A 25,567-nucleotide genomic window follows, 5' to 3' on the forward strand; every position below is an offset into this window, starting at 1 on the left:
CCGCAGTAAACGAGGAGTCCAACGGAGAGGTGACGCGTTATTCGCCGGCCTTGCTCTGCCACTCGTAGTCCCGGCGCTTGGCGGACTTGCCGAAGCCGCACGACGAGCAGACTTTCTTGCGGACGTGGTAGGATTTCTCACCGCAGCGTCGACATTTGACGTGGGTCGTCTTGTTCTTCTTTCCCTGACTCGGCGTTCCGGCTCCCGTCATGTACTTATCGTCACGACGTTGTCGCCGCGTATAATCGTTGTGTTGTCGACCGACTCGATCTCGGGTTCGGCGAGGATGCCCTCGCTGACTTCCTCGATCGGTTCGAGCACGACGTTCATATGCTGGTCGTAGCCCGCGAGGAGGCCGTGAAACGCCCGGCCGTCCTTGAGATGTACCGTCACGTCCTCGTCCAACGAGGCCTCCAGCACGTCGAGGGGTCGTCCGCCCATGCCAACAAAGGCTACGGGTAGGAATAATAAACGTACCGGACACGCCGTCCGGGGCCGTCGGCCCTTTCGTCGACAGTCTTTTGTATATTGCACACTCTTTACAACATACAATGCCCGACACGTGTCACTTCCAGGTTCGGCGGCTCGGCGGAACGGTCGTGTTGATCGGTCTGGTGCTCGGGGTGCTGGTCAACCAGTGGTTCCTCGCCATTTCGGCGTTCGCCGGCGTCAATCTCCTCCAGAGCAGTTTCACCGACTCCTGTCCGGCGGAGTATTTCCTCCCCGGTTGTTCGGATGAGGACGGGACGGCGGCGGAGGACCCGGTGGCCGACTGACGACCGGATAGCGATGTAATTCCAAAACAAAACTCTGCCCGGTGAGGTGGCACCTCGCCGATGACGGGCCGTCGCCAATGATGGGGCCGCGATGGTCCTCGCGCTCGGATGACTTCGAGGAAGCGGCCGAGGCACGCGCTAGCGACACCCTTGACCGCGCCCGCGACATCGCCGCGGAGTACGGCGTTGACGTCGGCACCGACGTGTGGTGAGACGCGGAGTATAAGTCCGTCTCGGCCTTACTCCGGGTATGAGCTACCCCGTCACCTACTACTGCCCGCGGTGTGAGGCCGTCGTCGAACTCGAACGCGAGGGCTACCTCGCCGACCGCTCGGTGACGCCCTACCCGCTCGAAGGGTGGACGTACGTCGACGCCGACGAGGACGTGGAGTCGGCCGACGGCGTCCGCTTCGTCTGTGGCGAGGACGGCACCCTCCGAGACGACGAGACCGGCTGTGGCGAGCCCTTCTACCTGAGCTACGTCCGGTTCGAGAACGGCGAGGAGGTCGAACCCGTCCCGGAGAGCGAGTACGTCACGATCGGTCGGTAGCTACCCTTTGATGTTACAGACCGGATACGTCCGGGCCACCTTGTCGCCGATGCCGAGGGCGTCCGAGACGCGCACCACCTCGTCGACATCCTTGTAGACGCCGGGCGCCTCCTCGGCCACCGTTGCGCCGCTCTGGGCTTTGACGTACACCTGGTTTTGCTCCCGGAGTTCGTCCTGTACCGTCTCGCCCCAGTACTCCCGTTTGGCCTGCGTTCGGCTCATCAGCCGTCCGGCGCCGTGGGCCGTCGAGCCGAACGTGAGGTCCATCGACGCCTCGCCGCCCCGGAGGACGTAGCTCCCCGCACCCATGCTCCCGGGGATGATGATGGGTTGGCCAACGTCCCGGTACGCGGCGGGGACTTCGGGATGGCCGGCCGGGAACGCCCGCGTCGCCCCCTTGCGGTGGACGTACAGTTCGCGCTCCTCGCGGTCGGCGGTTTCGCCGCCTCCCACCGGTCGCCCCTGCGGGTCGACCCCCACCGTATGCGTCTCTTTTTTCGCGATGTTGTGGGCCACGTCGTACAGCAGGTGCATATCCATCGACTCCCACGAGCGGTCGAAGACGCGTTCGAACACCTGCCGGACCCGGTGCATGATCAACTGGCGGTTCACCCACGCGAAGTTGATGCAGGCACACATCGCGCCGTAGTACTCCGTGGCCAACTCGGAGCCCGCGGGGGCGGCTGCGAGTTCCTTGTCCGGCAGTTGGTCCAACAGGTCGCCGTGTCGCTTCTCGATTTTTCGCAGGTAGTCGGTGCAGGTTTGGTGGCCCAGCCCCCGGCTCCCGCAGTGGATGAGGACGACGACCTGGTCGGGTTCGAGGCCGTAGGCGTCGGCCACGTCGTCGCGGTAGATGTCGGTCACGCGCTGGACTTCGAGGAAGTGGTTGCCGCTTCCGAGACTCCCCAACTGGTTCTTGCCGCGGTCTTTTGCCTTCTGGGAGACGGCGCTCGGGTCGGCGTCCGGCCGGTAGCCCTCGTCCTCGCAGTGGGTCAGGTCGTCCGCGACGGCCCACCCCGCTTCGAGTGCCCAGTCGACGCCGCGGGAGAGGACCGCCTCTACGGTGTCCATATCGCCCTCGACGATGCCGCCCCCGCCGAGCCCCGAGGGGACGTTCGCGAACAGGGCCTCGACGAGTTCCTCCTCGCGACCCTGCACGTCGTCGTAGGTGAGACTTGTTTTCATCATTCTCACGCCGCAGTTCGACACGACGAATCCGTTCGCGAGAAATGTGTGTGCGTCGTGGGTCACACCGATGTCGTAGACGGGTTTTTCGCCGACTTCCCGGATCGCCTCGATTTGGACCTCTATGGCACCGTCAGCCCTCACTTCGACGGTTTCGCAGAACTCCTCGAATCCCGGGAAATCGTCGCCCGGCCGCGGGCGCCCGGTCCGCCCGGTCCAAATGCTTCGCTCGATGAATCGGCCGTTGATGTCGAATCGTTGCTTGATTGTGGAGACCGTACTTCCGCCATCGGCCAGTGCTTCGGCTTCGTCGGCAATCCGTTCACGTCGAGTGATCTCTCGCTCCTTGGTTCGGAGATACTGGACTGCTTGCATCGCCTTCCGCTGTTTTCCGGGGTGGTATCGGTACCCGACGCGGGTGAAGAAGTTCAGGAGGTTCTCGGTGTCGTTTTTGATCCCCAGTCGGAAACGAATCGTCGATGACGTGCTGTTCGAATCCGTCTCGAATGCCTCGATTTCGTTCGTCTCGATGCCAATGTCGTCAAGGAACGCTGCCATATCTTCCATGAACGCTCGGCCTGCCGACCTCGTGCCGACCGTTCTGGTCTGGGAAACTTTCGGGCAGTAGAGATTCTTATCGTGTTGTGCCGCTGGCGTGTTCATCTCGGCACCGAAATATGCCGAATAAAAGAGCGCCCGCTGCCAGTCGGTTAGGCGGTGGAGGTAGTCGGGTGTCGTGAATTCTGACTCGACTTTCGGGCCTTCGAGGACACCGAGTTCCACGAACACGCGGCGCAACGCCTTCGAGGTTGTCTTGAAGCTGTATTCGGTCCGCTCGAACGTCTTCCCGTCGATATCGTGATCTCGGTCGCGTTCGTAGATTTTCGACGGGGTGAATCCGATTGCACGGATATCTTCCCGAATTTCCGCCAGTTCCTCCGGTTCGCCGTAGAACCACGTCTGTCCCGGATCGCCGTACGACCCATCCCCGAGCAGGAATCCGACGACTTTCAACAGATGGTTGAACGTCTCGTCGGTCGACCGAAGCGGAAGGAGCCCTCTGTCTTTCAAGACTTGCCGAATCTGCGGGTTGTCATCCACGAAGTCGTTCTCGGAGAGGACGGTGAACTCGTTCGGGTCTTCGTGTTCGAGTCCTTCGAACGGCTGGACGTACACCGAGTCGCCCGGCCCCAAGTCCTCGACTGTGACCATCCCTTCCGGCGTCTCGAACTCGTGATCGGCGGTCGCTTCGATCCGCCTTCCGGTCGCCGTTTCGAGTTCGAACACGGGCTTTGGACCGGATTCGGTGAACAGCCGGATGTCGGACGCGGCCACCTCGTCACCCGTCGCGACGGAAGCACGCTCCGTTTCGAATCGTTCTTCGAGCGTTTCGAGCGGTAGCGTACGCCCGAACGAGAGTCGGACCTCCGTGTCACCGGTCAAGCAGTTGATGTCGTAACCCACAGAACCGGGCGAGATACAGCCGTCCTCCACGTCCGTCGCCCCTACGCCGCCGACGGGGAAGCCGTAGCCCTGATGGCCGTCGGGCATACAGATGGCGTGGCCGGTGATCCCCGGCAGATGCGTCGCGTTTCGCAACTGCTGGAGCGTCTTGTCCCCGCCGATTTCCTCCAGCAGCGCCTCGCTCGCCAGCACTCGCGCGGGAGCGCGCATGTCACCCTCGCGTGGCATCTCCCAGACGAACTCCCGAACCCGTTCGAGTTGGATGCCGTCGAACTCGCGTGTGGTCATACGCGAACCGACGTGACCGACGCGGGAATACGTTACTACACGTCCAGCACGACGTATGCCTCCCAGCCGCCGCCGTCGTCCGCCGACCGGCCCTCACCGGACTGTGCTCGACTGCTCGGGGACCGTTCCACGCGCTTCTCGACGCGCATCTCGGAGTACGTGACGGCCTTTACATCGCGTGCGGTCACGTCCGAGAAGGGGACGCCCCGGGTGCTCGCCTTGATCACCCACTCCTCGCCCGTCTCGCGGACGGTGGCCTCGTTGTCGACGGGGAGGACGCCCCGTACGTCGCGCTCGTAGATGAGTTGGTCGAGGTAATCGAAGAGGAGGGCCTCCAGTCCCTCGGCACGGACGGTGAGGGAGAACCGCTCGCCGGAGTCCGGAATCCGGTCGCAGGTGGCGGCCGCGAGGCCGTCGGCGACGGCGGCGAACGTCTCGCCGAGGTCGACGCCGGTCGCCGCGACGGCCACGTCGGCCGTATGCGGGCGGAGTTCGTAGCTCATGGCGTTGGAGACGGGGTGGACGGTGAAAACCGTTGGTCCCGACGAAGCCGGCGACGATGGACGCCGACGGTGAAGTTATATTGCACGGCCGCGTTAGAACTGCGGTAGTGAGCGTCACCGTCGAGAAACGCGTCGATGGCCCCGGCGCGACGGATCACGCCGACGGGGCCTGGAAACTCAAAGAGCGAATCCGTCGGGAGGAGGGCGTCCTCAAGCAGCGAAAGCGGTTTTTCATGGACGCCTACCGCCGCGCGACGACCCACCTGCTCTATCTCGACGACGACCTGGTCGGGTTCGCGACGGTTCGACGTGACGGCTACATCCTCTTTCTCGCCGTCTCGCCCGACCGTCGCGGCGAGGGGTTCGGCCGGCGACTCGTCGCCGAGGTGGCCGAAGAACACCGGACCGTCACCTGTCACGCCCGGGCGACGAACGAACGGGCGCTCGACTTCTACGAATCCGTCGGCTTCGAGATCAAGCGCCGGATCGACGGCTACTACGAGGACAACGGCGACGCGTACTACCTCCGCCTCGGCCCCGACGAACGGCTCCGCGACCGGCTCTCGGAACTGATTCGGCGGTAGTGCCGTCGGCCGTAACTGCCGGTACGACGGTGTGGTGTGGCGGCGGCCCGTATCGACGGACGGCCGACGGTTAGTGCTCGAACTGCTTCCGGTCGGTGACGACCGTCGAGATCAGATCCATCGGCGTCGCGTCGTAGGCGGGGTTCTCGATGGTGACGCCCTCGATTGGCTCGCGGATGACTTCGGTGGGTTCGCGCTCGTCGTTCTCGAAGACGAAGTCGCTCTCGATGATCTTCGACTCCGAACCGACGACGACGACGGGCACGCCGACGACGTTCGCGGCGGCGACGAGCGGAAAGGTGCCGACGCGGTTGTAGAGCGTGTCGCCGACGATGCAGGTCATGCCGACGACGACGCGATCACAGCGGTCGAGAATGGTGCCCGCCGCGCTGTCGACGAGGAGGTGTGGGTCGACGCGGTCCATCTCCGCGAGGCGGCGGGCGGTCTTGCGGCCGAGGTGACGCGGCCGAGCCTCGGTGGCGTAGGCGGTGAGGTGACAGCCCTCGGCGGCGGCCACCTCGACGGCCTCTAAGACGGTCGTCGAGAAGTCGTGTGTGAGGATGGTTTCGCCGTCCTCGAAGGTGGTCGCGGCGCGGGCGGCCGCCTCGTGTTTGCCCGTCTCGATCGTCTCGACGATCCGGCCGATCTCCTCGCGGGTCAGGGCTTTCGCCCTCTCGACGGTATCGGCCCCGCCGAGAACGCCGTCGACGACCTCCCGCATCGCCTTGTGGAGGGAGGCGTGAGAGGGGTTGGCCCGGCGGAGCGCCCCCGCGTTGCGTTCGAGGTCACGCTCGTAGGCCTCGACGTTCCGGTACTCCCGGTCGAGGAGTTCGGCGAGCGCCTCGGTCGCCTTGACCGCGACCACCGACGAACTGTGGGTCTGCATCCGGCGAATCTCCTCGATGGTCTCGTCGATCATACGGGGAGGTGTCGTGTCGGCGGCAAAGAGGTTCCGGCTACGTGTCGACCTGCCGCCGGGCGTACGCGTACGCGAGAAGTGCAGTGACGAACCAGACGACCGCCCCGACGCGGACGGCGAAGGCGGCGCGGGCGCCCCACGTCGGGAGCGTCGTCGTCGTCGATAGGGCGGCGACGAGGGGCGCACCGGCGACGATGGTGGCGACGAACGTCACCTGCATCACCCACCCGAAGTCGACGCCGTCGGGATCGGTTCGTTCGACGCGGTGTGGCACGCCTCCTGATTCGCAGTCGATCGGGTAATGTGTGGCGGTTTAGCGGCCGAGGAAGTCGACGAGCGCGTCGTTGAACGCGTCGGGCCGTTCGAGCATGGCTAGGTGGGCCGCGTCGTCGACGGTCGTCCACTCGGCGTCGGGGATGCGTTCGGCGAGGGCCTCGTGGTACCACGGCGGCGTGAGCGCGTCGTACTCGCCAACGACGGCGAGGGTCGGGACGGTGACATCGTCGAGGCGGCCGCGCACGTCGAACGTGTGGGCGGTTCGGAAGTCACGCTCGGTGACGGCCTGCCCCGCCGCGTGGAAGGTCGCGGTCGAGGCCGCCACCAGTTCTTCGCCGGGGTCGTGAAAGAGCCGATCCGGGCCGTGGAGGAACTCGATCGCCCGCTCGAAGTCCGTCCGGAGCCACCGGAGCAGGTCGTCGAGGACGGCGAGTTTGGCGCCCGTCCCCGCGAGCACGAGTCCCGACGGCTCGAAGTCGCGCTCGAGGGCGATAGAGAGGACGACCGCCCCACCAAGCGAGTTGCCACACAGGACCCGCGACCCGGTCGCCTCGGCGACGGCGAGAACGTCGTCCGCGTACGCTGACAGGGTCTCGTAGCCGGGTTCGGCCGTCACGTCCTCACTCTCCCCGTGGCCGCTCAGGTCCACGGTGATCACGGGCCGGTCGTCGGCGAGTCTGGCCTGGGACTTCCAGACTGCGTGCGATCCCCCGCTCCCGTGGACGAACAGGACGGGGTCGGCCTCGCCGCCGCGGTCGTGCCGGCGGTACGACGTCTTCCGCCCGTGGTGGGTTACGGTCTCCATACGCTCGGTAGCGTGGGGAGAGATATAAAGCCGACCGACGGCCAGATGGTGACTGTGAACCGCAATGTGGCTTATTTTTGTGGTACCCGCTTGCGTACTGCGATTTGCTGAAGAAAGATTTATATACTTAGATAACTAACTTGGGGTTAGGAATTGATATGGTGAGACAGCAATACGCTGGTGAGGACGAGCGGTTCGTCCGCCGGTACGACTACGACGACGAGTGGGTGATCGCCGCAGACCTGGGCGTCGACGGCGATCGTCTCGACGTCGACGTCGTCGGCGAGACGGCCATCGTCCTTGTCGACGAGGAGACTGCGATGGAGTTCGATCTCCCCGGTACGGTCGAAAGTGTTGACACGAACAACGGCGTACTCGTGGTGAGGGGTAGCCAATGAAACTCGTAGTCAAACCACTGAAACAGAAAGACGCCGGCCGCGGACTGGCCGCCATCGACCGCGCCGCGGTCTCGGAGATGGGCCTGGAGGTCGGCGATTATATTCGCATCGAAGGAAAAGAGGGCACCGCCATCGCGCGCGTCTGGCCCGGTCATCCCGAGGATCAGGGTGCGGGCGTCATTCGCATCGACGGTCAGCTTCGTCAGCAGGCGAACGTCGGCATCGACGACCGGGTCGAGGTCGAGAAAGCCGACGTGAAGCCGGCCGAGCGGGTGACGGTCGCGCTCCCCCAGCAGATCGGTATCCGGGGCGACATCGGTCACTACCTCCGTGACAAACTCACGGACAAGCCGATCACGAAAGGACAGACCCTCCGCGTCCCGTTCGGGTTCGGCTTCATGAGCGGTCGTCAGAGCCAGGCGCTCCCGCTGAAGGTGGCCGATACGTCGCCGTCGGGGACCGTCGTCGTCACCGACTCGACCGAGATCACGGTGAGCGAGAAGCCCGCAGAGCAGATCCGCGAGACCGGCGGCGAGGGCGGAGCCGAGACGCCCGACGTGACCTACGAGGACATCGGCGGCCTCGACCGCGAACTCGAACAGGTCCGCGAGATGATCGAACTGCCGATGCGCCACCCCGAACTGTTCCGGCGCCTCGGCATCGACCCGCCCAAGGGCGTCCTCCTGCACGGCCCGCCCGGCACGGGGAAGACGCTGATCGCCAAGGCGGTGGCGAACGAAATCGACGCCCACTTCCACACCATCTCCGGCCCGGAGATCATGTCGAAATACTACGGCGAGAGCGAGGAGCAACTCCGCGACGCCTTCGAGGAGGCCGAGGAGAACGCCCCCGCCATCGTCTTCATCGACGAGATCGACTCCATCGCGCCCAAGCGGGGCGAGGCCGGCGGTGACGTGGAACGTCGCGTCGTCGCCCAACTCCTCTCGCTGATGGACGGGCTAGAGGAACGCGGCGAAGTCGTGGTCATCGGCGCGACCAACCGCGTCGACGCTATCGACCCCGCGCTCCGCCGCGGCGGTCGCTTCGACCGCGAGATCGAAATCGGCGTCCCCGACCGCGACGGGCGCCGCGAGATCCTGCAGGTCCACACCCGTAACATGCCGCTCACCGACGACGTGGACATCGACGCCTTCGCCGAGTCGACCCACGGCTTCGTCGGTGCCGACATCGAGGGACTCGCCAAGGAGGCCGCGATGAACGCGCTCCGGCGCATCCGGCCCCAGATCGACCTCGAGGAAGAGGAGATCGACGCCGAGATCCTCGAGAACTTGGAGGTCGACCAGGACGACTTCCAAGAGGCGATGAAGGGAATCGAGCCCTCCGCGCTACGGGAGGTGTTCGTCGAAGTCCCCGACGTGACCTGGGAGGACGTGGGCGGTCTGGAGGACACGAAAGAGCGCCTCCGCGAGACGATCCAGTGGCCGCTCGACTACCCCGAGGTGTTCGAAGCGATGGACATGGAGTCCGCGAAGGGCGTCCTCATGTACGGGCCGCCCGGAACCGGGAAGACCCTGCTCGCCAAGGCGGTGGCGAACGAGGCCGAGTCAAACTTCATCTCGATCAAAGGCCCCGAACTCCTCGATAAGTACGTCGGGGAGAGCGAGAAGGGGGTCCGCGAGATATTCAGCAAGGCCCGCGAGAACGCGCCGACGGTGATCTTCTTCGACGAGATCGACGCCATCGCGACCGAGCGCGGCCGTAACACCGGCGACTCGGGCGTCTCCGAGCGCGTCGTCTCGCAGCTCCTGACCGAACTCGACGGGCTGGAGACCCTAGAGGACGTGGTCGTGATCGCCACCTCGAACCGGCCCGACCTCATCGACTCCGCGCTGCTGCGTCCCGGCCGACTCGACCGGCACGTCCACGTGCCCGTCCCCGACGAGGAGGCCCGGCGCGCCATCTTCGAGGTGCACACCCGCGGCAAACCGCTCGCGGACGACGTGGACCTCGACAGTCTCGCCCGGCGGACGGAGAACTACGTCGGCGCCGATGTCGAAGCCGTCTGTCGCGAGGCTTCGATGGCCGCCAGCCGCGAGTTCATCAACAGCGTCTCGCCCGAGGAGATCGGCGAGTCCCTGGGGAACGTCCGCATCACGATGGACCACTTCGAGCAGGCGCTCGACGAGGTGACCGCGAGCGTCACCGACGACACCCGCGAGCGCTACCGCGAGATAGAGAAGCGCTTCACGAACGAGGACCCCGAGGTGGGTCCCGAGACCGAAGCCAGCCGGACGTTCCACTAGCGCCGGCTCCCGCGGCAGTTTTCACCTCCGAGCGGTTCCAACACGCTATTCACCCACCCCCGTAACCCGTTTGTATGTCCCTCTCGATCCGGCAGCGCCGGGCCGCCCTGTGGACGCTTCTCGCGGCCGGCTTCCTCTTTGTCAACTTCCACCGGACCGCGACGGCCGTCCTCGCCGACTCCCTCGCCCGGACGTTCGACGCCACCGGCTCCCAACTCGGTCTGCTGCACGCGTCCTTTTTTTACATCTACGCCGCGCTCCAGTTGCCGGCGGGGCTCGTCGTCGACCGCTACGGATCGCGGTGGGTGGGCGCGACTGGGCTGGCCGTGCTGAGCGTCGGCACCGTCTGGTTCGCGCGAACCGACACGCTCCTCGCCGCCTTCCTCGCCCGGGCGCTGGTCGGCTTCGGCGGGAGCGTCTGCTACATCGCCACCTTGCGGTTCTGTGCGAACTGGTTCCGGGCGGACGAGTACGCGACCATGACGGGCTACACCGTCGCCGCGGCGGGCGCGGGTGGGATTCTCGCGACGACGCCGCTGGCGCTCGCCATCGACCGGGTCGGCTGGCGACTCGCCATCCTCGCGACCGGGATGGTGACGGCCGTCGTCGCCGTCGGTATCGCGGGCGCGGTGCGCGATACGCCGGCCAGGGCGGGGTATGCGGACGCGTCGGGGGTCGACACCGGGCGCTCGACCGCCTCGCTCGCCGATATCGCCGCCAACACCCGTGCCGTCCTCCGCGAGGCCGAGACGTGGTTGATGGGACTGCTCCTCTTCGTCGTACTCGGCGTCAACTTCACCGTCCTCGGCCTGTGGGGCGTGCCCTTCATCGCCGACACCTACGGCGTTTCGGTGGCGCGGGCGTCGACGTATCTCCTCGTCGGTAACGTCGGGTTCGTCCTCGGCTCGCCCGCCATCGGCGCGCTCTCCGACCGGACCGGCCGGCGGACGGAGCTCATCGTCGTGACCGTCGCCGCCTTCGCGCTGTCCTACGCCGCGCTGGTCACCGTCCCGCCCCTCCCCGTCGTCGGCGTCGCGCTCTTCGTCGCTCTGCTCGCCAACGGCGGCGTCTCCCTCGTGTTCACCGTCGGCAAGGAGCGACACGAACCGGCCGTCGCCGGCACCGTCACCGGCGTGATCAACAGCCTCGGCTACGTCGGCGCGGCGACGCTGCCGGCGGTCATGGGGGTGGTCCTCGACGCCTACTGGACGGGAGAGATCATCAACGGCGCGCGGGTCTACACCGTCGCCGGCTACCGCGTCGCCTTCGGCATCGCGACGGCTGTTGCTCTCCTCGCCGTCCTCGCCGCGCTCTGGCTCCACCGCCGCGAAACGCGGACGGCGGGCGGGCCGACGTCCGTCGTGGGCGACGACTGATAGTGTTTATTGGAAGTCATTACCGGTGGCTCGCCGAAACGGGTCAGCGACCAACCGGTAACCAGTTACAGTAAACACTATGGGCCGGGACGGCGACACTACCTCTCCGAGGCGCCCCGGTGATACCGTCGCCAGCCCGTGAGCAGGACGCCCGCGACGAGGAGGACGAGTCCGAGGCCACGGGGCGCGAGTCCGACGAACAGCGCCGCGACGTTGACCCCCGCGCTCTCCCGTTCGGTCCGGAGCGAGTAGAGCGTCCCCCTGTACCGGATCGAGTAGAGCCCCTCGCCGACGGCGACGTGGTCGCTCGTGTAAGCGAAGTCGGGGGCGGTCGCCGACTCGTTCTCGACGACGTACGCCGAGTCGGCCCGGGGCCGGCCGGACCCCCGCCGCCGACGAGAGTGGCGGCGAGAGGACAGAGCACACCGACCCCGAGTAGTGCGTGCTGGAGGGCTGGACGAGGCGCCATACCTCGACGTGTTTCGCCGGCACCATGTATCGGTAGGTCGGCCTCCCCGTGACGCGTTCGGCCCTCCTCGTCCGGCGATATAAAAATAAAAGGAATTTTTATTGATGAGGAGAAAGTTACAAAATACTGGAAATTAATGGCCAAAATATCGGATGATTGATTTAAAAAATCGGATTTAGCTGGAATTTGTTACAAAACTATTAGTGGCCTCGGCGACACTACCGAGCCATGATCGACGTACCCGTCTCCGCGGTCATGACCGAGGCCGCCCCGACCGTCCCCCCGGACACGACTGCCACCGATGCCGCGTGTCGGCTCCGGCGGGCGGACGTTCACGCTGTCGTCGTGTGCAACGGCGACGGCATCGTCGGCATCGTGACCGAGTCTGACATCGTCGCCGTCGTCGCCGAAGGGGGCGAGAATCCACCCGTGCGGTCGTTCATGTCGGCGCCGGTGGTGACGGTCGGGCCGAACACGCCGGTCGGCCTCGCTGCCGACCGGATGCGCGACGCGGGCGTGGCCCGGCTCCCGGTCGTCGAGGACGGGACGTACCGGGGGCTCGTCACGGGAGCCGACGTGGCGCCGTACCTCTCGCGACACCGCCTCGACGTGGACTGGCAGGGCGACCCACTCTCGCTCGACGGCGCGGGGACGCCGGAGCGGTCGGCGGAGTGATACGGAATACCGTGTACCGGTGGGTCACCGACCCGTCCTGGCGACCCACCGGTGAACAGTTACACTAATCCGTATCAGTCGTCGCCCCCGGCTTTTTCCACCCCCGGCGCCGGTGTGTGGATATGCGACACACCGGCCCGCTCGCACTCGTCGCCGCCGCCGTCCTCTACGCGGGGTCACGCGTCGTGCGTCGCTTTGGCGTCGACGAGACGCTTTTCGGCGTGGCGCTCGGTCCGCCGACGCTCCTCGTCCTGACCGTCGCCGCGACCGTTCTGGCCACCTACGGCGCCTACCGACTCGTCGCAGGCGTTCTCCTCGGTCACACCGCGAGCAAGCGCCGCCGTCACGACGTGCGGAACGTCCTCCGTCTCGCCTTCGGGGTGCTCGGTCTGATCGCCGGCTTCGGCGTCGTCACCCGTGACTGGGTGAGCGTCCTGTTCTCGCTGGGGGTCGTCGGCTTCGCGATCACCTTCGCCCTCCAAGGAGCGCTCGCCTCCCTCATCGGCTGGCTCTACATCGTGACCAAGCGGCCGTACGGCGTGGGCGACCGGATCGCCATCGAGGACACTCGCGGCGACGTGGCCGCCATCGACCTCTTCGTGACGGAGGTGTGGGAAATCGACGGCGATCTGGTCTCCAGCAACCAGCCATCGGGGCGTATCATCACGGTGCCGAACAGCGTGGTGCTCTCCTCGCACGTCGTCAACTTCCACGGCGAGGGCGTCCCGCACGTCTGGAACGAACTCTCGATACAGGTGGCCTACGAGACGGACCTCGATTTCGCCGCCGCGGTGATGGAGGAGGTGGCGGAGGAGTATCTCGGCGACGAGATGGCGGCGGGGGTCGCCGAGTACCGCGAGCGACTCGCCGAGACGCCCGTCGAACTCGACGTGACCGACCGGCCGACGGTCAACGTCGTCCAGAAGGAGTCGTGGGTCGAACTCCACCTGCGCTATCTCGTCCACCCGCGGCGCGGGACGCGGACGCGCAACGCCCTCTACCGGACGATACTCGACCGCTTCAACGACAACCCCGATCGGGTTGCCTTCCCCGTCAGTCGTAACCGTTAGTGGGTGTGGCCCTCGTCGACCGCCTCCACATCCACGTCGCTCACGTAGCCGACGTACACCTGTCCCAAAAAGATGAGCGTGAAGGCGGTGTTGAGGTAGGTGGTGTAGTCGCCCGGTGCGGTGCCGCCCGCCTCGCCAGCGGGCGGGATCAACCCTGCGCCCGCCCATATGTAGTGAATGGCGACGCCCGACACCACGGCGGTGACGAAGATGCTCACGAACAGGACGGCCGCCATCCGGAGGCCGTAGTAGCGGCGGTAGGCGTCGACGATGGTCGGCACGATCAGATCGGCGAAGATGAAGCTCATGACGCCGCCGAAGGCGATGCCGTTCGACCAGAGGATCAGGGCGAACGGAACGTTCCCAACCGAACAGACGAAGGTGATCACGCCGACGGCGACGCCGACGACGGCGCTGGCGACGACCCACGTCAGGGTTCCCTCGGCGCCGACGCCGAACAGCGTCGTCCACCACGCCCGCGGGACGGCGGCGCCGATGAGACCGGCGATCAGGAAGCCCGCCACGATATCCGTCCACAGCATACCCCACTCGCCGAGGGCGTTCTTCGAGGCGAGTCGCCAGCCGTCGCGGGTGAGCAGACGGTCGCGCCACGTCGCGTCGAACTGTCGCCGGGATTCCGCGTAGGCCGCTTTGCACGACTCCGAGCAGAAGTACTCCCTGCCGCGCTCCGTCTCAAGCGTCACGGTGTCGTCGTCGGTAGGGTCGACTTCCATCCCACAGGACGGGTCGCGGACGCCCTCGGAGGCGTGCAGGTGCTCTCGCGCCCGGTCGAACCACGCGTCCGGGACGACGGACTCGAAGGTGAGTGCGAGGAGGCCGATGAGAAGCAGGCCCGCGACGTAGTCGGCGAGGACGAACTCCCAGCCGAGCAGAATCCACATCACCAGGCCGAGTTCGATCACGAGGTTGGTCGAGGCGAACTGGAAGGCTGCGAGGCTAGCGATCGGCGACGCACCCTTCTTGAACAGGGACTTCGTGGTCGCGACGGCACCGAACGAACACGAGGAGGAGGCGGCGCCAAAGAGGGTCCCGAGGCCGAGTTCGCGCCACCCGCTCCCGCCGAGGACGGCCGACATCCGCTCCTCGCTCACGAACGTCTCGACGGCACCCGCGATAGTGAACCCGAGGACGAGCGCCCACCACGTCTCCCAGCCCATCTCGGCGGCGAATCGAATCCCCTCGGTTAGCGTCCCGACGACCGTCACGGATACCACCTCCCCGTAGTTGTCGCTCTCGGAGCCATCGTATGCTTCCTACGGGCCCTCGACTCAACTGGGTTGTGGGCACGATTCCGGTGTCTGTGCCAACCGGAATTTTGGAATCGAAAACGAACGGCAGCCACCCCCGGATCGTCCGATTCCCCGATACTGGGAATCGACGCCCCCGTCTATGCATCGTGGCCGACGATGCTTACACGTGAGGTGTCCACTATGGCGTACGACCTTTCGAACCCGCTGGCTGGCGAGTTCGAATTCGGCCGTGTCGGCTCGGTTGCGCCCGTCTGGATCGCACTCCTTCGGGCCGTCGTCGGCTGGTGGTTCTTCCACGCCGGCGTGACGAAGCTCATCGAGTCGGGACTGCAGTTCACGTTCGGCCCGGCGTACCTCCGTGGGATGAGTGACACCGTCCTCGGGCCGCTCGCGGTGTGGATGGGGACCGCCATCCCCGGCGTCATCGAGGCCGTCGTCCCCCTCGCGGAGACGCTGATCGGCCTCGCGTTGCTCGTCGGTGTCCTCGTCCGCCTCGCGGCGTTCGGAGGCGCCGTCTTCATGGCGTTCTTCTGGGTCGGCAACGCGGCCTTCGGCCACGGCGTCGTCAACGGCGACCTGATGGGCCTGCTGTTGTTCGTGACGCTGATGGTCCTCGACGCTGGCCGGTACTACGGCCTCGACGGCGTAATCGAGCGACTGGCACCCGTCGAGAACCACCCGCGGCTCGGATATCTGCTCGGCTGACGAGGTGACAGTCCATGACTGACATCATCGACACGGCGGCGATGGTGCTGAGTAGCACTCTGCTGCTCGCCGGCATCGTCGTCCTCGGCGTGGTAGAGATTCTCGACGGGGCGCCGTACGGTGCGGCCCCGACGACGAACGACGCGGGCGAGGTCATCGCACAGCCCGGTGTCGACCCGGCCGTCCGAGTCGGCCTCGTCCTCGCCGGGCTGGCGGTCCTCGGGCTCTGGGGCCTGTACCGGCTGGCCGTCCCGGCCAGGAAGGCCGAGCGACGGGCGGCTGCCGACACGACCGCGGGGTAGTCGGTCGCCCCCTCCCGAAGGATTATGCGGTCGGCGCACCCGGTGAGTGGATATGCACGCCGACCCTCAGCCGCTCGTCCCGCTCGCTCGCTCGCTCCGGGTAGGCGACCGGCGACCGACCGCGCTGGTCGACGACCTGTGTGACCGGCTCGACGCCGTCGACGACGAGGTGTCCGCCTTCCTCCCCGAACCCGGCCGCCGCAACCGGCTGATCCGGGAGGCAACCGCACTCGACGCCCGCCACGACAACCCCGCCGGCCGGCCGCCGCTGTTCGGCGTCCCCGTCGGTGTCAAAGACATCTTCCACGTCGACGGCTACCTCACCGAGGCGGGGTCGTCGGTGCCGCCGGCGGCCATCACCGGCGCCGAGTCGACGGCTGTCACCCGCCTCCGCGACGCCGGCGCGCTCCACATGGGCAAGGCCCACACCACCGAATTCGCGTACTTCGACCCGCCACCGACCCGGAACCCGAACGACCTCGAGCACACACCGGGCGGCTCCTCGAGCGGGTCGGCCGCCGCCGTCGCCGCCGGGTGCTGTCCGCTCGCGCTCGGCTCCCAGACCATCGGCTCCGTGATCCGGCCGGCGGCGTTCTGCGGTGTCGTCGGCTACAAACCCAGCTACGGTCGGATTCCGATGGACGGCGTCGTCCCCTTCGCGCCCTCCGTCGATCACGTCGGTACTTTCACCGCCGACGTGGCCGGCGCGGCCCGCGCCGCGAGCGTGCTCTGTGACGGCTGGGAACCGGTCGCTCCCGACGACCCGCCGGTCGTTGGCGTGGTCGAAGGGCCGTACGTCGAGCAGGCGACTCCGGCGGGGCGGGCGGGTGTCGACGTCGGCGCCGACGCCCTCGACGCGGCGGGCTACGAGGTTCGGCGCGTCCCGATGCTTTCGGATATCGACGACGTGAACGAGAGTCATAACGCGCTCGCGGCGGCGGAGTTCGCGCTCACGCACGCGGAGTGGCATGCCGAGTACGGCGAGGCGTACGCTCCGGAGACGGTTGGACTGATCGAGGAGGGTCGGTCGGTCGGCGTCGACGAACTCGCCGACGCCCGCGCCGCCCGTCTCGAACTTCGCGACCGGATCGGCGAGCGCGCTCGCGAGGCGGGGGTCGACCTGCTGTGTTCGCCCGCCGCCCCCGGTCCGGCGCCCGAGAGCATCGACGACACCGGCGATCCGATCATGAACTTGCCGTGGACCAACGCCGGCGTCCCCGCGCTGACGGTCCCGTGCGGTCGGGTGGGAGACCTGCCGCTTGGCCTGCAGGTTCTCGCGCCCTTCGGCGGCGACGAGTCGTTGCTGGCGTGGGGAGAGGATATCGCCGCCGCCGTCGCCGACATCGGCGACTTAAGTGGCTGATTACGCCGTTTCCGTTCCGGTGCCGCCCGCCGTCCCCGTCCCGGCCTGGGCCTGCGCTTGCTCGAACGTCGCCGCCGGGAAGAGGCCGCTCACCTCCTCGAACGCGAGCGTCTCGATCAGCGCGGCCGGGTCGCCCGAGACGAGCAAGACGCCGAACTGTGCAACGGTGTTGTCGACGCTGACCGAGACGTTGCCCGTCCGGTTTCGGAACGTGTCGACGGCGTTCCGGGTCAGTTCGGTCCGCCGGCGCTGAAACTGGGCCTGTGCCTGCTGTGGGTCGAGTTCACCCGACTGGACCTGCGACTGAATCTCGGACTGGAGCTCTTGGAGCGACTGCCGGTCGGGCCGGACCGCGAGTGTCACCGTCGCCGGCTCCGCACCGCCGCCACCCTCGCCTTGATGGTTCGAGAGCGCGCTACAGCCAGCCAACGAGGCGGCAGTCCCCGTGCCGGCGAGTTGGAGAAACTGTCGTCGGCCCGTATCGTCGAACATGCCCCGGATGTTAGTGACGAGGAATAAAATCCCCCGGCTCTTGGGTTCGTGGCCGTGTCGAACCCCGGTTTGGACCCGGACGGGAGACGTTTTCCACGACCCTTACGGCTGTGCTGGGGGTACCAGGTTCCCGAACCCCGTTCATACGAGGTCCGGTAGTTGGCCTTCACGCCCTCCCGCAGATGGCGGTCGGGTAGTGGGTCGCTGCGGTTCTCCGTCGAGGCGTGTTCCTCGGCCCCGTGTTACCGGGACTTCGGTCGTACCTCTCGTCCGATCCGCTCCGTTCGGAGCGGGCCGGTCGTCCGGTGAGTCCCCGTGGCTCTCCCCGTACAGCGGTGTACGTTACCGAATATCATAACCGTTTCGACGGTCGATCCCGGCGACGGAAAATCGGTGGCTTGAACCCCGGTGGTCGTCTACGACCGCAGTGCGTGCGAGGGTAGCCAAGCCTGGAAACGGCGGCGGACTCAAGATCCGCTCCTGTAGAGGTCCAAGGGTTCAAATCCCTTCCCTCGCATGTTGGACGCGAGCGATACGCGAGCGCCCCGCTGCGACGAGGGGATTTGAAGCAGGGAGGACGCACGTCCGACCGTGGTTCAAATCCCTTCCCTCGCATCGCTCCGGTCCACACCGGAAGATGCGGAAGACCGCCCTCGGAGCGCTCTTCCCTCGCAACACTCTACCAGACACCCTCCGAGCGGCGACGCCGAACAGCCCCCCGATTCATACTTTCCGCATCCGTACGCGTCAGGTGATGAAATTCGCGCTCGTCGGCGTCGGCCAGGCTGGAGGGAAAGTGATGGAGGCGATCATGGCGTACGACGACCGGACGGGGGTGGGCTTCGTCGCCGACGCCATCGCCGTCAACACCGCCCGGGCGGACCTGATCGGCCTCGAAACGACGCCGCTCGACCGTCGAATCCTCGTCGGCGGCACCCGTCTCAAGGGCCACGGCACGGGCGCGGACAACGAACTCGGCGCCGACGTGGCGAGCGAGGATCTGGACGAGGTGATGCGCGCCGTCGATGGCGTCGCGGTCCACGACATCGACGCCTTTCTGGTCGTCGCCGGCCTCGGGGGCGGGACGGGAAGCGGCGCGGCACCCGTCATCGCGCGCGAACTGCGGCGCCGATACACCGAACCCGTCTACGGTCTCGGCATCCTCCCCGGTCGCACCGAGGGGAGCATCTACTCGCTCAACGCCGCCCGCTCGTTCGTGACGTTCGTCGATCAGGTGGACAACCTGCTGTTGTTCGACAACGACGCCTGGCGCGAGGGCGGCGAGAGCCTTCGGACGGGCTACGACCGACTCAACGACGAACTCGCCCGTCGGTTGGGCGTCCTCTTCTCCGCGGGCGAGGTGCGCGAAGGGCAGGCGGTCGGCGAGTCGGTCGTCGACGCCAGCGAGATCATCAACACGCTGGGAAGCGGCGGGATCTCGACGATCGGCTACGCCGCGACGGCAGTCGATCGCCCGAAGGCGCGCCTGTTCGCCCGACGGACGCCGGCACCCGACGTTGGCGACGCGACCAACCGAGTGCTCTCGACGGTCCGCCGGGCGGCGCTCGGCCGCCTGACACTGCCCTGTGAACTCGCGGGGGCCGAACGCGCCCTTCTCGTCGTCGCCGGCCCGCCGGAGTATCTGGACCGTCGCGGCATCGAACGCGCGCGCCGCTGGATCGAGGAGACGACAGGGAGCATGGAGGTTCGGGGCGGCGACTACCCCCTCGACTCGGACTACGTCGCAGCCGTCGTGCTGTTCTCGGGGCTCTCCAACGTGCCACGGATCGAGGAACTGAAAGGCGTCGCCGTCGAGACGCAGCGCCGAATGCGCGAAATCGAGGCCGAGGCGCCCGAAGGGTTGCGTGACCTCACCTGGAGCGGCGACGGCGACGAGGGGGACCTCGATCCCCTGTTCTGACACGGTTGTCAGTCGTCGGTCCCGGCTATCGTCGACCACGGGACCGGCGTCCGCCGGGACGCAGTCACCACGATCAGTCCGAGGGGAAGGGCTATGCCCTCAAATGTCATTGTATTGGTGTATGAGGGACGGGGACGTGAGCAAGACGGACGGTCGTCTCCCGGAGGGGTGCAATCCCCGGGAGACGCCAGGAATCAAGACGCGGGTAGTGAACTGGTGGCACGACCGCGGCAGTAGCGGAGCGTACGATCGTCTCGACGGCGCGCTGACGGCGTACTGTGTGGAGTTCGGCGCGTTGCTGGACGACCTGGATCGGCTCGAAGCGGCGTCGGACGGCGGGTCGACGGCGGTCGACCGGGACTTCGCGGCGCACGTCGAGGCGTTGCTCGACCAGTCGTCGCGGAACCTCCAGCGGGGACACGTCGATCAGGCGTGGGTCTGCTTTCACGCCGCACGACGGGTCGATCTCTACGGCTACGCGGCGTGTGACCGACTGAGCGACGGGGAGACGACGCTGGTTCGGGAGCGAGCGATGGAGATCAACCGCGAGGCGACCGAGCGCCTGAGCGGCTGGCGGGCAAGGGCCGTCTCGGACCTCCTGCTCGACCGGAGCGGACAGGTTCGGCGGGACCCGTCGATCCACGCGGTGATGTGGGCCCGCCGGCTCGTCGACGAGGCGAATCAGGCAAACCACGCGAAGCGACGCTATCTCCAGCGGCAGTTGCGCTACTTGCTCGGGTTCGGCATCGTCGCGCTGACGGCGTTCATGTCCGGCGTGACGCGGGTGAACCCCTTCGTGTCGCCGGATGTGACGCTTCCGGTCTTTGCGCTCTACATCCCGCTGGTCGGTGCGCTCGGCGCGTCCCTGTTCGGCGTGCGCTCGGCATCGAAGACCGCCACGTCGGCGAACGTTCCCCAGAATTTCACGCCGCTCGGAGTGGTGTTAGCCCGCGTGTTCATCGGCAGCCTCTCGGCTGTCGCGCTGTATCTGGGACTGACGGCGGGGATCATCGACGTGGTCGACGGCGGGACGCTCTCTCCCGCGCTCCTGTTGCTCGTGGCGTTCGCCGCGGGCTACTCCGAGCGGCTGGCGCCGCAGGCGGTCGAGCGGGTGGCGGGGATCACCGGTCGCACGGAGTCCACCTGACGCCCCCGAAGCGCGGGTCTTAACCTCCCACGCCGGTAACGGTGGATAATGAGTCAGGACGCGTCTACCGAGGGGGACCTCCGGAATACGGGGATGTCGCTCAAACACGACCGGGAGTGGGACTACGAACTCGACCGCATCGTGGAGGCGGTCGAGGAGCGCAACGCCACGAAGGTCGGCCTGCAGTTCCCGGAGGGCCTGAAGCGTCGCGGCCCCGCCGTCGCCGACGACCTTCGGGCGCTCACCGACGACGACGTGACCTACATGCTCTCGGGCCAGCCCTGTTACGGCGCCTGCGATCTTGACACCTACCTCATGCGCCGGACGGACGTGTTCGTCCACTTCGGCCACTCGCCGATGAAGGAGTCGGACAAGATCATCTACGTCCCCCTGTTCTCGAACGTCGATCCGTTCCCGATGATGGAAGACGCCGTCGCGGAACTCCCCGAGGACGACGTGGGTCTGGTCACGACGGCCCAGCACATGAACCTCTTCGGTGACATGAAGGCGTGGCTGGAAGACGAGGGCTACACCGTCCACACCCGCAAGGGAGACGACCGGCTCACCCACGAGGGTCAGGTACTCGGCTGTAACTACGCCTCCGCCGACATCGACGCCGATCAGGTGCTCTACGTCGGCGGCGGGAAGTTCCACCCGCTCGGACTGGCGATGGAACATCCAGACAAGAAAGTCGTCATCTGTGATCCCGTCAACAACGTCGTCACCGTCGCGGACACGGAGAAGTTCATGAAACAGCGCTACGGCGCCGTCCACCGCGCGATGGACGCCGAGAAGTGGGGCGTCATCTTCTGTACGAAGATCGGGCAGGGCCGCTGGGACATGGCGGAGGAGATCGTCGACGACAACGACGACGCCTACCTCATCACGATGGACGAGGTGACGCCGGATCGCCTGCGCAACTTCGATATGGACGCCTTCGTCAACACCGGCTGTCCACGCATCACGACCGACGACGGCCCGCAGTTCCACAAGCCGATGCTCACGCCGGGCGAGTACCGCATCGCCGTCGGCGACGAACCCCTCGACTCCCTCTCGTTCGATACGTTCCACGGCACCTGGTGAGCGCGGCCACGCTTTTTAGGTCACTGTCCTTCCTTCCGGTATGGAGTGTGACCCCATCGGCACCGTGTCCACCCCCTTCGAGACGACGAGCGAGGCACCCCGGCAGGGATTTCGCGACGCGGCCGAGGGCGTCGTCACTATCGACCCCGCGTACCGCGAGGGACTGAGCGGCTTCGACGGCGACCGGATCGTGGTGGTGTGGTGGGCCGACCGCGCCGATCGATCGGTGTTGACGCTCGACCGGAACCCCGTCCGCGGCGTCTTCACATCGCGCTCGCCGGCCCGGCCGAACCCGGTCTGTATCACCGAGTGTGCCGTCGAGACGGTCGACCCAGCGGCCGGCCGTCTCCGCCTTCGTGGCGTCGACATGGCCGACGGCAGTCCCGTGATCGATCTGAAAGTCCCCGTCGACGTTCAGTGTTGGGCAGCCGACGGGGCCGACGACTCCACGTAGTCGACGGCGTCCCCCGGCGTGTCGACGGCTTCGACGCCGGGCGCGTCGTGGGTTCCCAGGCCCGCCACGGGCCGGTCGAAGACGCCCGCGAACCCGAGTTCCGAGAGCGTCCCCGCACCGCCGTCGATGGCGATGACCGCGTCGCCGTTCATGACCACGAGCGCGTTCCGGGCGTGGCCCAGCCCCGTCGCCACCGCGGTGTCGACGTACTCGTTGGCGTCGCTCCGGTCCGCCGTCGGGAGGATGCCGATCGTCTCGCCACCGGCGTCGTGAGCCCCCGCACAGACCGTCTCCATGACGCCGCCGAGGCCGCCACAGACGACGACGTGCCCCCGCTCTGCGAGCAGGCGACCGACCGTCCGGGCGCGCTCGGCCGTCGGTTCGTCGATGCGACTCCCGCCGATGACGCTGACGCGCATGGGTGGTCGTCGCCGAGCGTCGGGGTATAGCTTTGGCCCTCCGTCCGGTCGTCTCACCACTTTTATCCGTTCGGTGCGCCCCTCGTTGGGTATGTCAGCGGTTCAGTCCCTCCGGACGGCGGTCGACGCGCTCTCGCGCAACCCCGTCCTCTTCCTCGGTGGCCTCGTCTACGCGCTCGTCGTCCTGCCACAGCGCGCCCTCCAGCTCGCGTCGGTTCCGCTCGCGCCCGCCGCGCTCCAGTTACTCACCTTCTTGATGACGCCCTTCGTCGTCGCCGGGGTGGTCGGACTGGCCCGTGAGGCACTCGACGGCGACGCGTCGTTCGGGACGCTCACCGAGACGGGGACGGCCCGGTACGTCGACCTCCTGCTCGGCACCCTCGTCGAGTTCGGCATCCAGTTGCTCTTCGGCGTCGCGTTCGTCGTGCTTGCCCTCCTCGTCGTCGCCGCCGGCGGGGGATCGGTCGGTCCGGTCGGCATCCTCGGCGCGGTCCTCGGGGTCCTTCTCGCGCTCGCGTACCTCGTCGTCCTCTTTCTCATCCAGTTTTACCCCGTCCTCGTCGTCGTCGACGGCGCGGGTCCCGCCGACGCGGTCACCGGGAGCGTCGGGTTCGTCCGGAGCAACGTCGTGAGCACGCTCGGCTACAGTGTGATCACGGTCGTCCTGGGTGGCCTCGCGGCCCTCCCCGTCTCCGGTTTCGCCGCCTATCGCTTCCTGACGACAGGGCCGGGTGCGGGGGACAGCCCCGGCCCCATCGGCGGCGGGATGAGCCCCGGCGGGCCTGGAGCGGACGGGACGCCGGAGCTAGCCGAACTGTTCGCCGGCGGGGGGCTCGGTCTCTCGACGCCCGAGGTGGTTGCGCTCGCTCTCGTCTCCGCGGCGACGACGACGCTGTTTTTCGCCCTCCGACACACCTACGCCACGGCGTTTTACCGGCGACACGGGCGCTCGGTAGAAGAGCGGGTACTCGACGACGACTGGGACTAAAGCAGGAACGTCTCCTCGCGCTCCGCGAGGTCGAGAAAGGAGTCAGCGGCGTCGACGAGTTCGTCGGCGGTCGAGGAGCCGAAGGCCATCACCTCGACCCGGACGCCCTCGTGGCGGAGGTGTGAACAGAGCCGCGAGAAGTCGCCGTCGCCGGTACACAACACCACGACGTCGGCGTGGTTCGCGAGCGTTACGGCGTCGAGGCTGATCCCCACGTCCCAGTCGGCTTTTTTGCTGCCGTCGCCGAAGGTTTTGATGTCCTTGATCTTCGTCTCGAAGCCGATCTCCTGGAGTGCCTCGAAGAAGCGCTCCTCCTCGGGGGAGTCGGCGCGGATGACGTAAGCGATGGCGCGCACGAGTTCGCGGTCGGAGACGCCTTTCGAGAGGAGCGCGGAGTAGTCGATGTTTCGGGAGTAGAGACTCTGGGCGGAGTGATAGAGGTTCTGCGCGTCCGCGAGCATCGCGACGCGCTGATTCTGGTGTATCTCGGTCACGTTGGCCTCAGTGGACGGCGCGCGACTAAATTCCTTGCTCATCGATCCGCAGGGCGATACGAGCGATTTAACCCGGCGGCGGCGACAGGACGGTGTATGCGCACCGATCAGGCCGCCCCCGCGCTGGGCATCCTCGGCTGTCTCGCGGTCGTCGTCACGCTCGCCCTCCCCTATCTCGTCTCGACCGGCTGGGGGAGCCAACTCGGGCGGTACTACGCCGCCGGTCCCCTCGGCGTCGGCGCGGTGCTCTTTTTCGCCCTCCTCGGGGTCGTGGTCTTTTCCGCGGGCGCGCGCGGTCGAACCGACGCGACGACGGCGGCGGGTATCTCGCTCGCTCTCGGCGTCGTTGCCCTCCTCGTCGCGCTCCTGTGGGCGGTGTCGGTGTCGCTCCAGCCCCTCTTCGGGTTTCCGGCGTCGTGGATCACCGATCACCGCTGGTACGTCGTCGCCGTGACGGCGATCATACCCGCCGCCGCCGCCCTCTACGCGCGGTCGGTGCTCTAGTGTCGTCGGGTATTGCCCGTTCCATCGCCAGACGAGGTTCGATCGGGCGTGCGAGCCGTTCCAAACGCGACGATAGCATCGGCCCGGTTAACCCGGCGCCGACGGACCACCGAGTCGAAAGGCCCTTAAGAAGAACCGGCATACGGTAGGATGGACTAGGTCGGGCAGTTAGGCCCTGCTCTTTCACCCGCACTACGGTCTTGAGCGGGGACCGAACCCGGGGGCGTCCGGTCAGACCGGTTCGGGCCTCGGGAGCCAACGTGGAAGCCTCGTCCTTCGGGGACAGCGGTCCGCGGCGCGCGTCCGCAGGGACGCTCCGTCGCGGTTCGTCGACGGCACCGGGCCAGGCGCGGAAGCGAGCAGCCCACCGCCGAACGCCAGTCGCTCGAAGGATCGCGGGGTGGAGGAGGCGACCGGGATTCCCCGCACCGGAACGCCGGGCAATCCCGCTGTCCACATTCCTATCATCCAAGAGCCCCGGCAGTGGCCAGCGTTGCCTCATAGCAAAATATGAATATCATGCGAACCGATATCATGTATGAGGTTAACACTCATGGTACGAGACGACGCGATACTCCTGAAACTCCGCGAGAAGTGTAGCGAGGGAAGCGACAACGCCTGCCGGACGCTCGAACGACTCTGTGACGACGGCCGAGACGACGCCTGCGAGTACGTTCTGAAGTAACCGACGACGTTTCTCGGCGCTCTCACCCGATCAGCCGTGGCCGTAGATGTCGGTACCGGCCGCCCCCCCATCGTCTCCGATCCAACTCCGCCGTCGCGTCCGGGCGAGCACTCGTCACGTTTTAGGCCGACCGAAAA

The 25,567-nt window shown here is 66.9% G+C and carries 30 protein-coding genes, 1 tRNA gene, 1 other RNA gene and 1 pseudogene; 21 read left to right on the forward strand and 12 right to left on the reverse strand.

The annotated features are described in order from the left end of the window. Nucleotides 1-37 precede the first annotated feature (37 nt). Nucleotides 38-211 carry a 50S ribosomal protein L37e gene (locus HALNA_RS09995; RefSeq protein ID WP_049936239.1) on the reverse strand — a complete coding sequence of 58 codons (174 nt, stop codon included), beginning with the start codon at nt 209-211 and terminating at the stop codon, nt 38-40. Beyond that, nucleotides 208-441, reverse strand: coding sequence for an LSM domain-containing protein (locus tag HALNA_RS10000; RefSeq protein WP_049936240.1), 234 nt, complete (start codon nt 439-441; stop codon nt 208-210). Before HALNA_RS10000 ends, HALNA_RS09995 begins: the two co-directional genes overlap by 4 nt. Nucleotides 442-551: 110 nt before the next feature. Here HALNA_RS10000 and HALNA_RS10005 point away from each other — a divergent pair, with 110 nt between their 5' ends. The 3 genes from HALNA_RS10005 (at nt 552) to HALNA_RS10010 (ending at nt 1,326) form a co-directional block, all read left to right on the forward strand. Further along, entirely contained in the window at nt 552-776 is a 225-nt protein-coding gene (locus HALNA_RS10005; RefSeq protein WP_049936241.1) for a YgaP-like transmembrane domain, read from the forward strand. Nucleotides 777-853: 77 nt separating this feature from the next. Continuing rightward, a complete protein-coding gene (locus HALNA_RS21380) occupies nt 854-988 on the forward strand; it encodes a hypothetical protein (protein WP_281172107.1) in 135 nt (44 codons plus the stop codon). Nucleotides 989-1,026: 38 nt separating this feature from the next. Continuing rightward, nucleotides 1,027-1,326, forward strand: coding sequence for a hypothetical protein (locus tag HALNA_RS10010; RefSeq protein ID WP_049936242.1), 300 nt, complete (start codon nt 1,027-1,029; stop codon nt 1,324-1,326). On the opposite strand, the gene HALNA_RS10015 is transcribed toward HALNA_RS10010, so the two are convergent. The 3 genes and pseudogenes from HALNA_RS10015 to HALNA_RS10020 form a co-directional block, all read right to left on the reverse strand. After that, nucleotides 1,327-3,975, reverse strand: a complete 2,649-nt coding sequence (locus HALNA_RS10015; RefSeq protein WP_394324596.1) for an RtcB family protein — start codon at nt 3,973-3,975, stop codon at nt 1,327-1,329. Then, a pseudogene (locus HALNA_RS21660) lies at nt 3,955-4,263 on the reverse strand (RtcB family protein); the annotation flags it as partial. The pseudogene HALNA_RS21660 and the gene HALNA_RS10015, both read right to left, overlap by 21 nt. A 35-nt stretch (nt 4,264-4,298) precedes the next feature. After that, nucleotides 4,299-4,766: an archease gene (locus HALNA_RS10020; protein ID WP_049936244.1), complete on the reverse strand. Its 468-nt coding sequence runs from the start codon at nt 4,764-4,766 to the stop codon at nt 4,299-4,301. Between the two features lie 107 nt (nt 4,767-4,873). Here HALNA_RS10020 and HALNA_RS10025 point away from each other — a divergent pair, with 107 nt between their 5' ends. Continuing rightward, nucleotides 4,874-5,350 carry a GNAT family N-acetyltransferase gene (locus HALNA_RS10025; protein ID WP_049936245.1) on the forward strand — a complete coding sequence of 159 codons (477 nt, stop codon included), beginning with the start codon at nt 4,874-4,876 and terminating at the stop codon, nt 5,348-5,350. Between the two features lie 70 nt (nt 5,351-5,420). On the opposite strand, the gene HALNA_RS10030 is transcribed toward HALNA_RS10025, so the two are convergent. The 3 genes from HALNA_RS10030 to HALNA_RS10040 are packed head-to-tail and all read right to left on the reverse strand — an operon-like array spanning nt 5,421 to nt 7,350. Continuing rightward, nucleotides 5,421-6,269: a translation initiation factor eIF-2B gene (locus HALNA_RS10030; RefSeq protein WP_049936246.1), complete on the reverse strand. Its 849-nt coding sequence runs from the start codon at nt 6,267-6,269 to the stop codon at nt 5,421-5,423. Nucleotides 6,270-6,306: 37 nt separating this feature from the next. Further along, complete coding sequence (locus tag HALNA_RS10035; RefSeq protein ID WP_049936247.1) at nt 6,307-6,543, reverse strand: DUF5822 domain-containing protein; 237 nt, start codon at nt 6,541-6,543, stop codon at nt 6,307-6,309. A 39-nt stretch (nt 6,544-6,582) separates the two neighbouring features. Then, the gene (locus HALNA_RS10040) at nt 6,583-7,350 is read right to left on the reverse strand and encodes an alpha/beta fold hydrolase (RefSeq protein WP_049936248.1); all 768 of its coding nucleotides are present in this window, start codon (nt 7,348-7,350) and stop codon (nt 6,583-6,585) included. 158 nt (nt 7,351-7,508) lie between these two features. Between HALNA_RS10040 and HALNA_RS10045 the strand changes: the two genes are divergently transcribed. The 5 genes from HALNA_RS10045 (at nt 7,509) to HALNA_RS10065 (ending at nt 13,602) form a co-directional block, all read left to right on the forward strand. Then, the gene (locus HALNA_RS10045) at nt 7,509-7,748 is read left to right on the forward strand and encodes a DUF7127 family protein (protein WP_049936249.1); all 240 of its coding nucleotides are present in this window, start codon (nt 7,509-7,511) and stop codon (nt 7,746-7,748) included. Continuing rightward, nucleotides 7,745-10,012 carry a CDC48 family AAA ATPase gene (locus HALNA_RS10050; protein WP_049936250.1) on the forward strand — a complete coding sequence of 756 codons (2,268 nt, stop codon included), beginning with the start codon at nt 7,745-7,747 and terminating at the stop codon, nt 10,010-10,012. The genes HALNA_RS10045 and HALNA_RS10050 overlap by 4 nt, the downstream gene beginning before the upstream one ends. Nucleotides 10,013-10,086: 74 nt before the next feature. Beyond that, nucleotides 10,087-11,388 carry an MFS transporter gene (locus tag HALNA_RS10055; protein WP_049936251.1) on the forward strand — a complete coding sequence of 434 codons (1,302 nt, stop codon included), beginning with the start codon at nt 10,087-10,089 and terminating at the stop codon, nt 11,386-11,388. A gap of 697 nt (nt 11,389-12,085) precedes the next feature. Continuing rightward, nucleotides 12,086-12,532 carry a CBS domain-containing protein gene (locus HALNA_RS10060; protein ID WP_049936252.1) on the forward strand — a complete coding sequence of 149 codons (447 nt, stop codon included), beginning with the start codon at nt 12,086-12,088 and terminating at the stop codon, nt 12,530-12,532. A gap of 122 nt (nt 12,533-12,654) precedes the next feature. Continuing rightward, entirely contained in the window at nt 12,655-13,602 is a 948-nt protein-coding gene (locus HALNA_RS10065; protein ID WP_049936253.1) for a mechanosensitive ion channel family protein, read from the forward strand. Here the strand turns inward: HALNA_RS10065 and HALNA_RS10070 are convergent. Continuing rightward, a complete protein-coding gene (locus HALNA_RS10070; RefSeq protein ID WP_049938028.1) occupies nt 13,599-14,828 on the reverse strand; it encodes a permease in 1,230 nt (409 codons plus the stop codon). The genes HALNA_RS10065 and HALNA_RS10070 overlap by 4 nt on opposite strands. A 225-nt stretch (nt 14,829-15,053) precedes the next feature. On the opposite strand from HALNA_RS10070, the gene HALNA_RS10075 reads away from it, so the two are divergent. The 3 genes from HALNA_RS10075 to HALNA_RS10085 are packed head-to-tail and all read left to right on the forward strand — an operon-like array spanning nt 15,054 to nt 17,243. Then, a complete protein-coding gene (locus HALNA_RS10075; protein ID WP_049936254.1) occupies nt 15,054-15,578 on the forward strand; it encodes a DoxX family protein in 525 nt (174 codons plus the stop codon). Between the two features lie 14 nt (nt 15,579-15,592). Further along, nucleotides 15,593-15,880 carry a hypothetical protein gene (locus tag HALNA_RS10080; protein WP_049936255.1) on the forward strand — a complete coding sequence of 96 codons (288 nt, stop codon included), beginning with the start codon at nt 15,593-15,595 and terminating at the stop codon, nt 15,878-15,880. A gap of 52 nt (nt 15,881-15,932) precedes the next feature. After that, nucleotides 15,933-17,243 carry an amidase gene (locus HALNA_RS10085; protein WP_049936256.1) on the forward strand — a complete coding sequence of 437 codons (1,311 nt, stop codon included), beginning with the start codon at nt 15,933-15,935 and terminating at the stop codon, nt 17,241-17,243. On the opposite strand, the gene HALNA_RS21180 is transcribed toward HALNA_RS10085, so the two are convergent. Next, the gene (locus HALNA_RS21180; protein WP_049936257.1) at nt 17,244-17,735 is read right to left on the reverse strand and encodes a hypothetical protein; all 492 of its coding nucleotides are present in this window, start codon (nt 17,733-17,735) and stop codon (nt 17,244-17,246) included. Between the two features lie 433 nt (nt 17,736-18,168). On the opposite strand from HALNA_RS21180, the gene HALNA_RS10095 reads away from it, so the two are divergent. The 5 genes from HALNA_RS10095 to HALNA_RS10115 all read left to right on the forward strand — a co-directional run bounded on the left by HALNA_RS10095 (nt 18,169) and on the right by HALNA_RS10115 (nt 22,340). Then, nucleotides 18,169-18,252: transfer RNA gene (locus HALNA_RS10095), tRNA-Leu, on the forward strand. A gap of 237 nt (nt 18,253-18,489) precedes the next feature. Continuing rightward, nucleotides 18,490-19,656 carry a tubulin/FtsZ family protein gene (locus HALNA_RS10100; RefSeq protein ID WP_049936258.1) on the forward strand — a complete coding sequence of 389 codons (1,167 nt, stop codon included), beginning with the start codon at nt 18,490-18,492 and terminating at the stop codon, nt 19,654-19,656. Between the two features lie 121 nt (nt 19,657-19,777). Beyond that, entirely contained in the window at nt 19,778-20,803 is a 1,026-nt protein-coding gene (locus HALNA_RS10105; RefSeq protein ID WP_049936259.1) for a hypothetical protein, read from the forward strand. A gap of 48 nt (nt 20,804-20,851) precedes the next feature. Further along, nucleotides 20,852-21,886: a diphthamide biosynthesis enzyme Dph2 gene (dph2, locus tag HALNA_RS10110; protein ID WP_049936260.1), complete on the forward strand. Its 1,035-nt coding sequence runs from the start codon at nt 20,852-20,854 to the stop codon at nt 21,884-21,886. Nucleotides 21,887-21,926: 40 nt separating this feature from the next. Further along, nucleotides 21,927-22,340, forward strand: coding sequence for an SAM-dependent methyltransferase (locus HALNA_RS10115; RefSeq protein WP_049936261.1), 414 nt, complete (start codon nt 21,927-21,929; stop codon nt 22,338-22,340). On the opposite strand, the gene HALNA_RS10120 is transcribed toward HALNA_RS10115, so the two are convergent. Continuing rightward, on the reverse strand, nt 22,301-22,759 hold the full coding sequence (locus HALNA_RS10120; protein WP_049936262.1) for a TIGR00725 family protein: 459 nt from the start codon (nt 22,757-22,759) through the stop codon (nt 22,301-22,303). The genes HALNA_RS10115 and HALNA_RS10120 overlap by 40 nt on opposite strands. Before the next feature lie 91 nt (nt 22,760-22,850). Here HALNA_RS10120 and HALNA_RS10125 point away from each other — a divergent pair, with 91 nt between their 5' ends. Then, entirely contained in the window at nt 22,851-23,747 is an 897-nt protein-coding gene (locus tag HALNA_RS10125; RefSeq protein ID WP_049936263.1) for a DUF7847 domain-containing protein, read from the forward strand. On the opposite strand, the gene HALNA_RS10130 is transcribed toward HALNA_RS10125, so the two are convergent. Continuing rightward, entirely contained in the window at nt 23,744-24,241 is a 498-nt protein-coding gene (locus tag HALNA_RS10130; RefSeq protein ID WP_049938029.1) for a LabA-like NYN domain-containing protein, read from the reverse strand. The two genes, HALNA_RS10125 and HALNA_RS10130, sit on opposite strands and share 4 nt — an antisense overlap. 96 nt (nt 24,242-24,337) lie before the next feature. Between HALNA_RS10130 and HALNA_RS10135 the strand changes: the two genes are divergently transcribed. From HALNA_RS10135 to HALNA_RS21385, 3 genes are all read left to right on the forward strand, one after another. Further along, entirely contained in the window at nt 24,338-24,745 is a 408-nt protein-coding gene (locus HALNA_RS10135; protein WP_049936264.1) for a DUF7548 family protein, read from the forward strand. 148 nt (nt 24,746-24,893) lie between these two features. Beyond that, an RNA gene (gene ffs, locus HALNA_RS19380) (signal recognition particle sRNA) lies at nt 24,894-25,204 on the forward strand. A 94-nt stretch (nt 25,205-25,298) separates the two neighbouring features. Beyond that, nucleotides 25,299-25,430 (forward strand): hypothetical protein, encoded by a 132-nt coding sequence (locus tag HALNA_RS21385; RefSeq protein WP_281172108.1) that lies wholly within the window; start codon nt 25,299-25,301, stop codon nt 25,428-25,430. The last annotated feature ends 137 nt before the right edge of the window (nt 25,431-25,567 follow it).

The sequence above is a fragment of the Haloplanus natans DSM 17983 genome, from assembly GCF_000427685.1.
In the GTDB taxonomy this organism is placed as follows: Archaea; Halobacteriota; Halobacteria; order Halobacteriales; family Haloferacaceae; genus Haloplanus; species Haloplanus natans.

Bases quoted from the DNA above. Each gene is read 5' to 3' on its own strand.
- HALNA_RS10040 (WP_049936248.1), bottom strand. From the start codon at position 7,350: ATGGAGACCGTAACCCACCACGGGCGGAAGACGTCGTACCGCCGGCAC.
- HALNA_RS21385 (WP_281172108.1), top strand. From the start codon at position 25,299: ATGGTACGAGACGACGCGATACTCCTGAAACTCCGCGAGAAGTGTAGC.
- HALNA_RS10030 (WP_049936246.1), bottom strand. From the start codon at position 6,269: ATGATCGACGAGACCATCGAGGAGATTCGCCGGATGCAGACCCACAGT.
- HALNA_RS10080 (WP_049936255.1), top strand. From the start codon at position 15,593: ATGACTGACATCATCGACACGGCGGCGATGGTGCTGAGTAGCACTCTG.
- HALNA_RS10120 (WP_049936262.1), bottom strand. From the start codon at position 22,759: ATGCGCGTCAGCGTCATCGGCGGGAGTCGCATCGACGAACCGACGGCC.
- HALNA_RS10105 (WP_049936259.1), top strand. From the start codon at position 19,778: ATGAGGGACGGGGACGTGAGCAAGACGGACGGTCGTCTCCCGGAGGGG.
- HALNA_RS10050 (WP_049936250.1), top strand. From the start codon at position 7,745: ATGAAACTCGTAGTCAAACCACTGAAACAGAAAGACGCCGGCCGCGGA.
- HALNA_RS21380 (WP_281172107.1), top strand. From the start codon at position 854: ATGATGGGGCCGCGATGGTCCTCGCGCTCGGATGACTTCGAGGAAGCG.
- HALNA_RS09995 (WP_049936239.1), bottom strand. From the start codon at position 211: ATGACGGGAGCCGGAACGCCGAGTCAGGGAAAGAAGAACAAGACGACC.
- HALNA_RS10100 (WP_049936258.1), top strand. From the start codon at position 18,490: ATGAAATTCGCGCTCGTCGGCGTCGGCCAGGCTGGAGGGAAAGTGATG.
- HALNA_RS10020 (WP_049936244.1), bottom strand. From the start codon at position 4,766: ATGAGCTACGAACTCCGCCCGCATACGGCCGACGTGGCCGTCGCGGCG.
- HALNA_RS10010 (WP_049936242.1), top strand. From the start codon at position 1,027: ATGAGCTACCCCGTCACCTACTACTGCCCGCGGTGTGAGGCCGTCGTC.
- HALNA_RS10055 (WP_049936251.1), top strand. From the start codon at position 10,087: ATGTCCCTCTCGATCCGGCAGCGCCGGGCCGCCCTGTGGACGCTTCTC.
- HALNA_RS10075 (WP_049936254.1), top strand. From the start codon at position 15,054: ATGGCGTACGACCTTTCGAACCCGCTGGCTGGCGAGTTCGAATTCGGC.
- HALNA_RS10115 (WP_049936261.1), top strand. From the start codon at position 21,927: ATGGAGTGTGACCCCATCGGCACCGTGTCCACCCCCTTCGAGACGACG.
- HALNA_RS10125 (WP_049936263.1), top strand. From the start codon at position 22,851: ATGTCAGCGGTTCAGTCCCTCCGGACGGCGGTCGACGCGCTCTCGCGC.
- dph2 (WP_049936260.1), top strand. From the start codon at position 20,852: ATGAGTCAGGACGCGTCTACCGAGGGGGACCTCCGGAATACGGGGATG.
- HALNA_RS10000 (WP_049936240.1), bottom strand. From the start codon at position 441: ATGGGCGGACGACCCCTCGACGTGCTGGAGGCCTCGTTGGACGAGGAC.
- HALNA_RS10065 (WP_049936253.1), top strand. From the start codon at position 12,655: ATGCGACACACCGGCCCGCTCGCACTCGTCGCCGCCGCCGTCCTCTAC.
- HALNA_RS10085 (WP_049936256.1), top strand. From the start codon at position 15,933: ATGCACGCCGACCCTCAGCCGCTCGTCCCGCTCGCTCGCTCGCTCCGG.
- HALNA_RS10005 (WP_049936241.1), top strand. From the start codon at position 552: ATGCCCGACACGTGTCACTTCCAGGTTCGGCGGCTCGGCGGAACGGTC.
- HALNA_RS10045 (WP_049936249.1), top strand. From the start codon at position 7,509: ATGGTGAGACAGCAATACGCTGGTGAGGACGAGCGGTTCGTCCGCCGG.
- HALNA_RS21180 (WP_049936257.1), bottom strand. From the start codon at position 17,735: ATGTTCGACGATACGGGCCGACGACAGTTTCTCCAACTCGCCGGCACG.
- HALNA_RS10060 (WP_049936252.1), top strand. From the start codon at position 12,086: ATGATCGACGTACCCGTCTCCGCGGTCATGACCGAGGCCGCCCCGACC.
- HALNA_RS10135 (WP_049936264.1), top strand. From the start codon at position 24,338: ATGCGCACCGATCAGGCCGCCCCCGCGCTGGGCATCCTCGGCTGTCTC.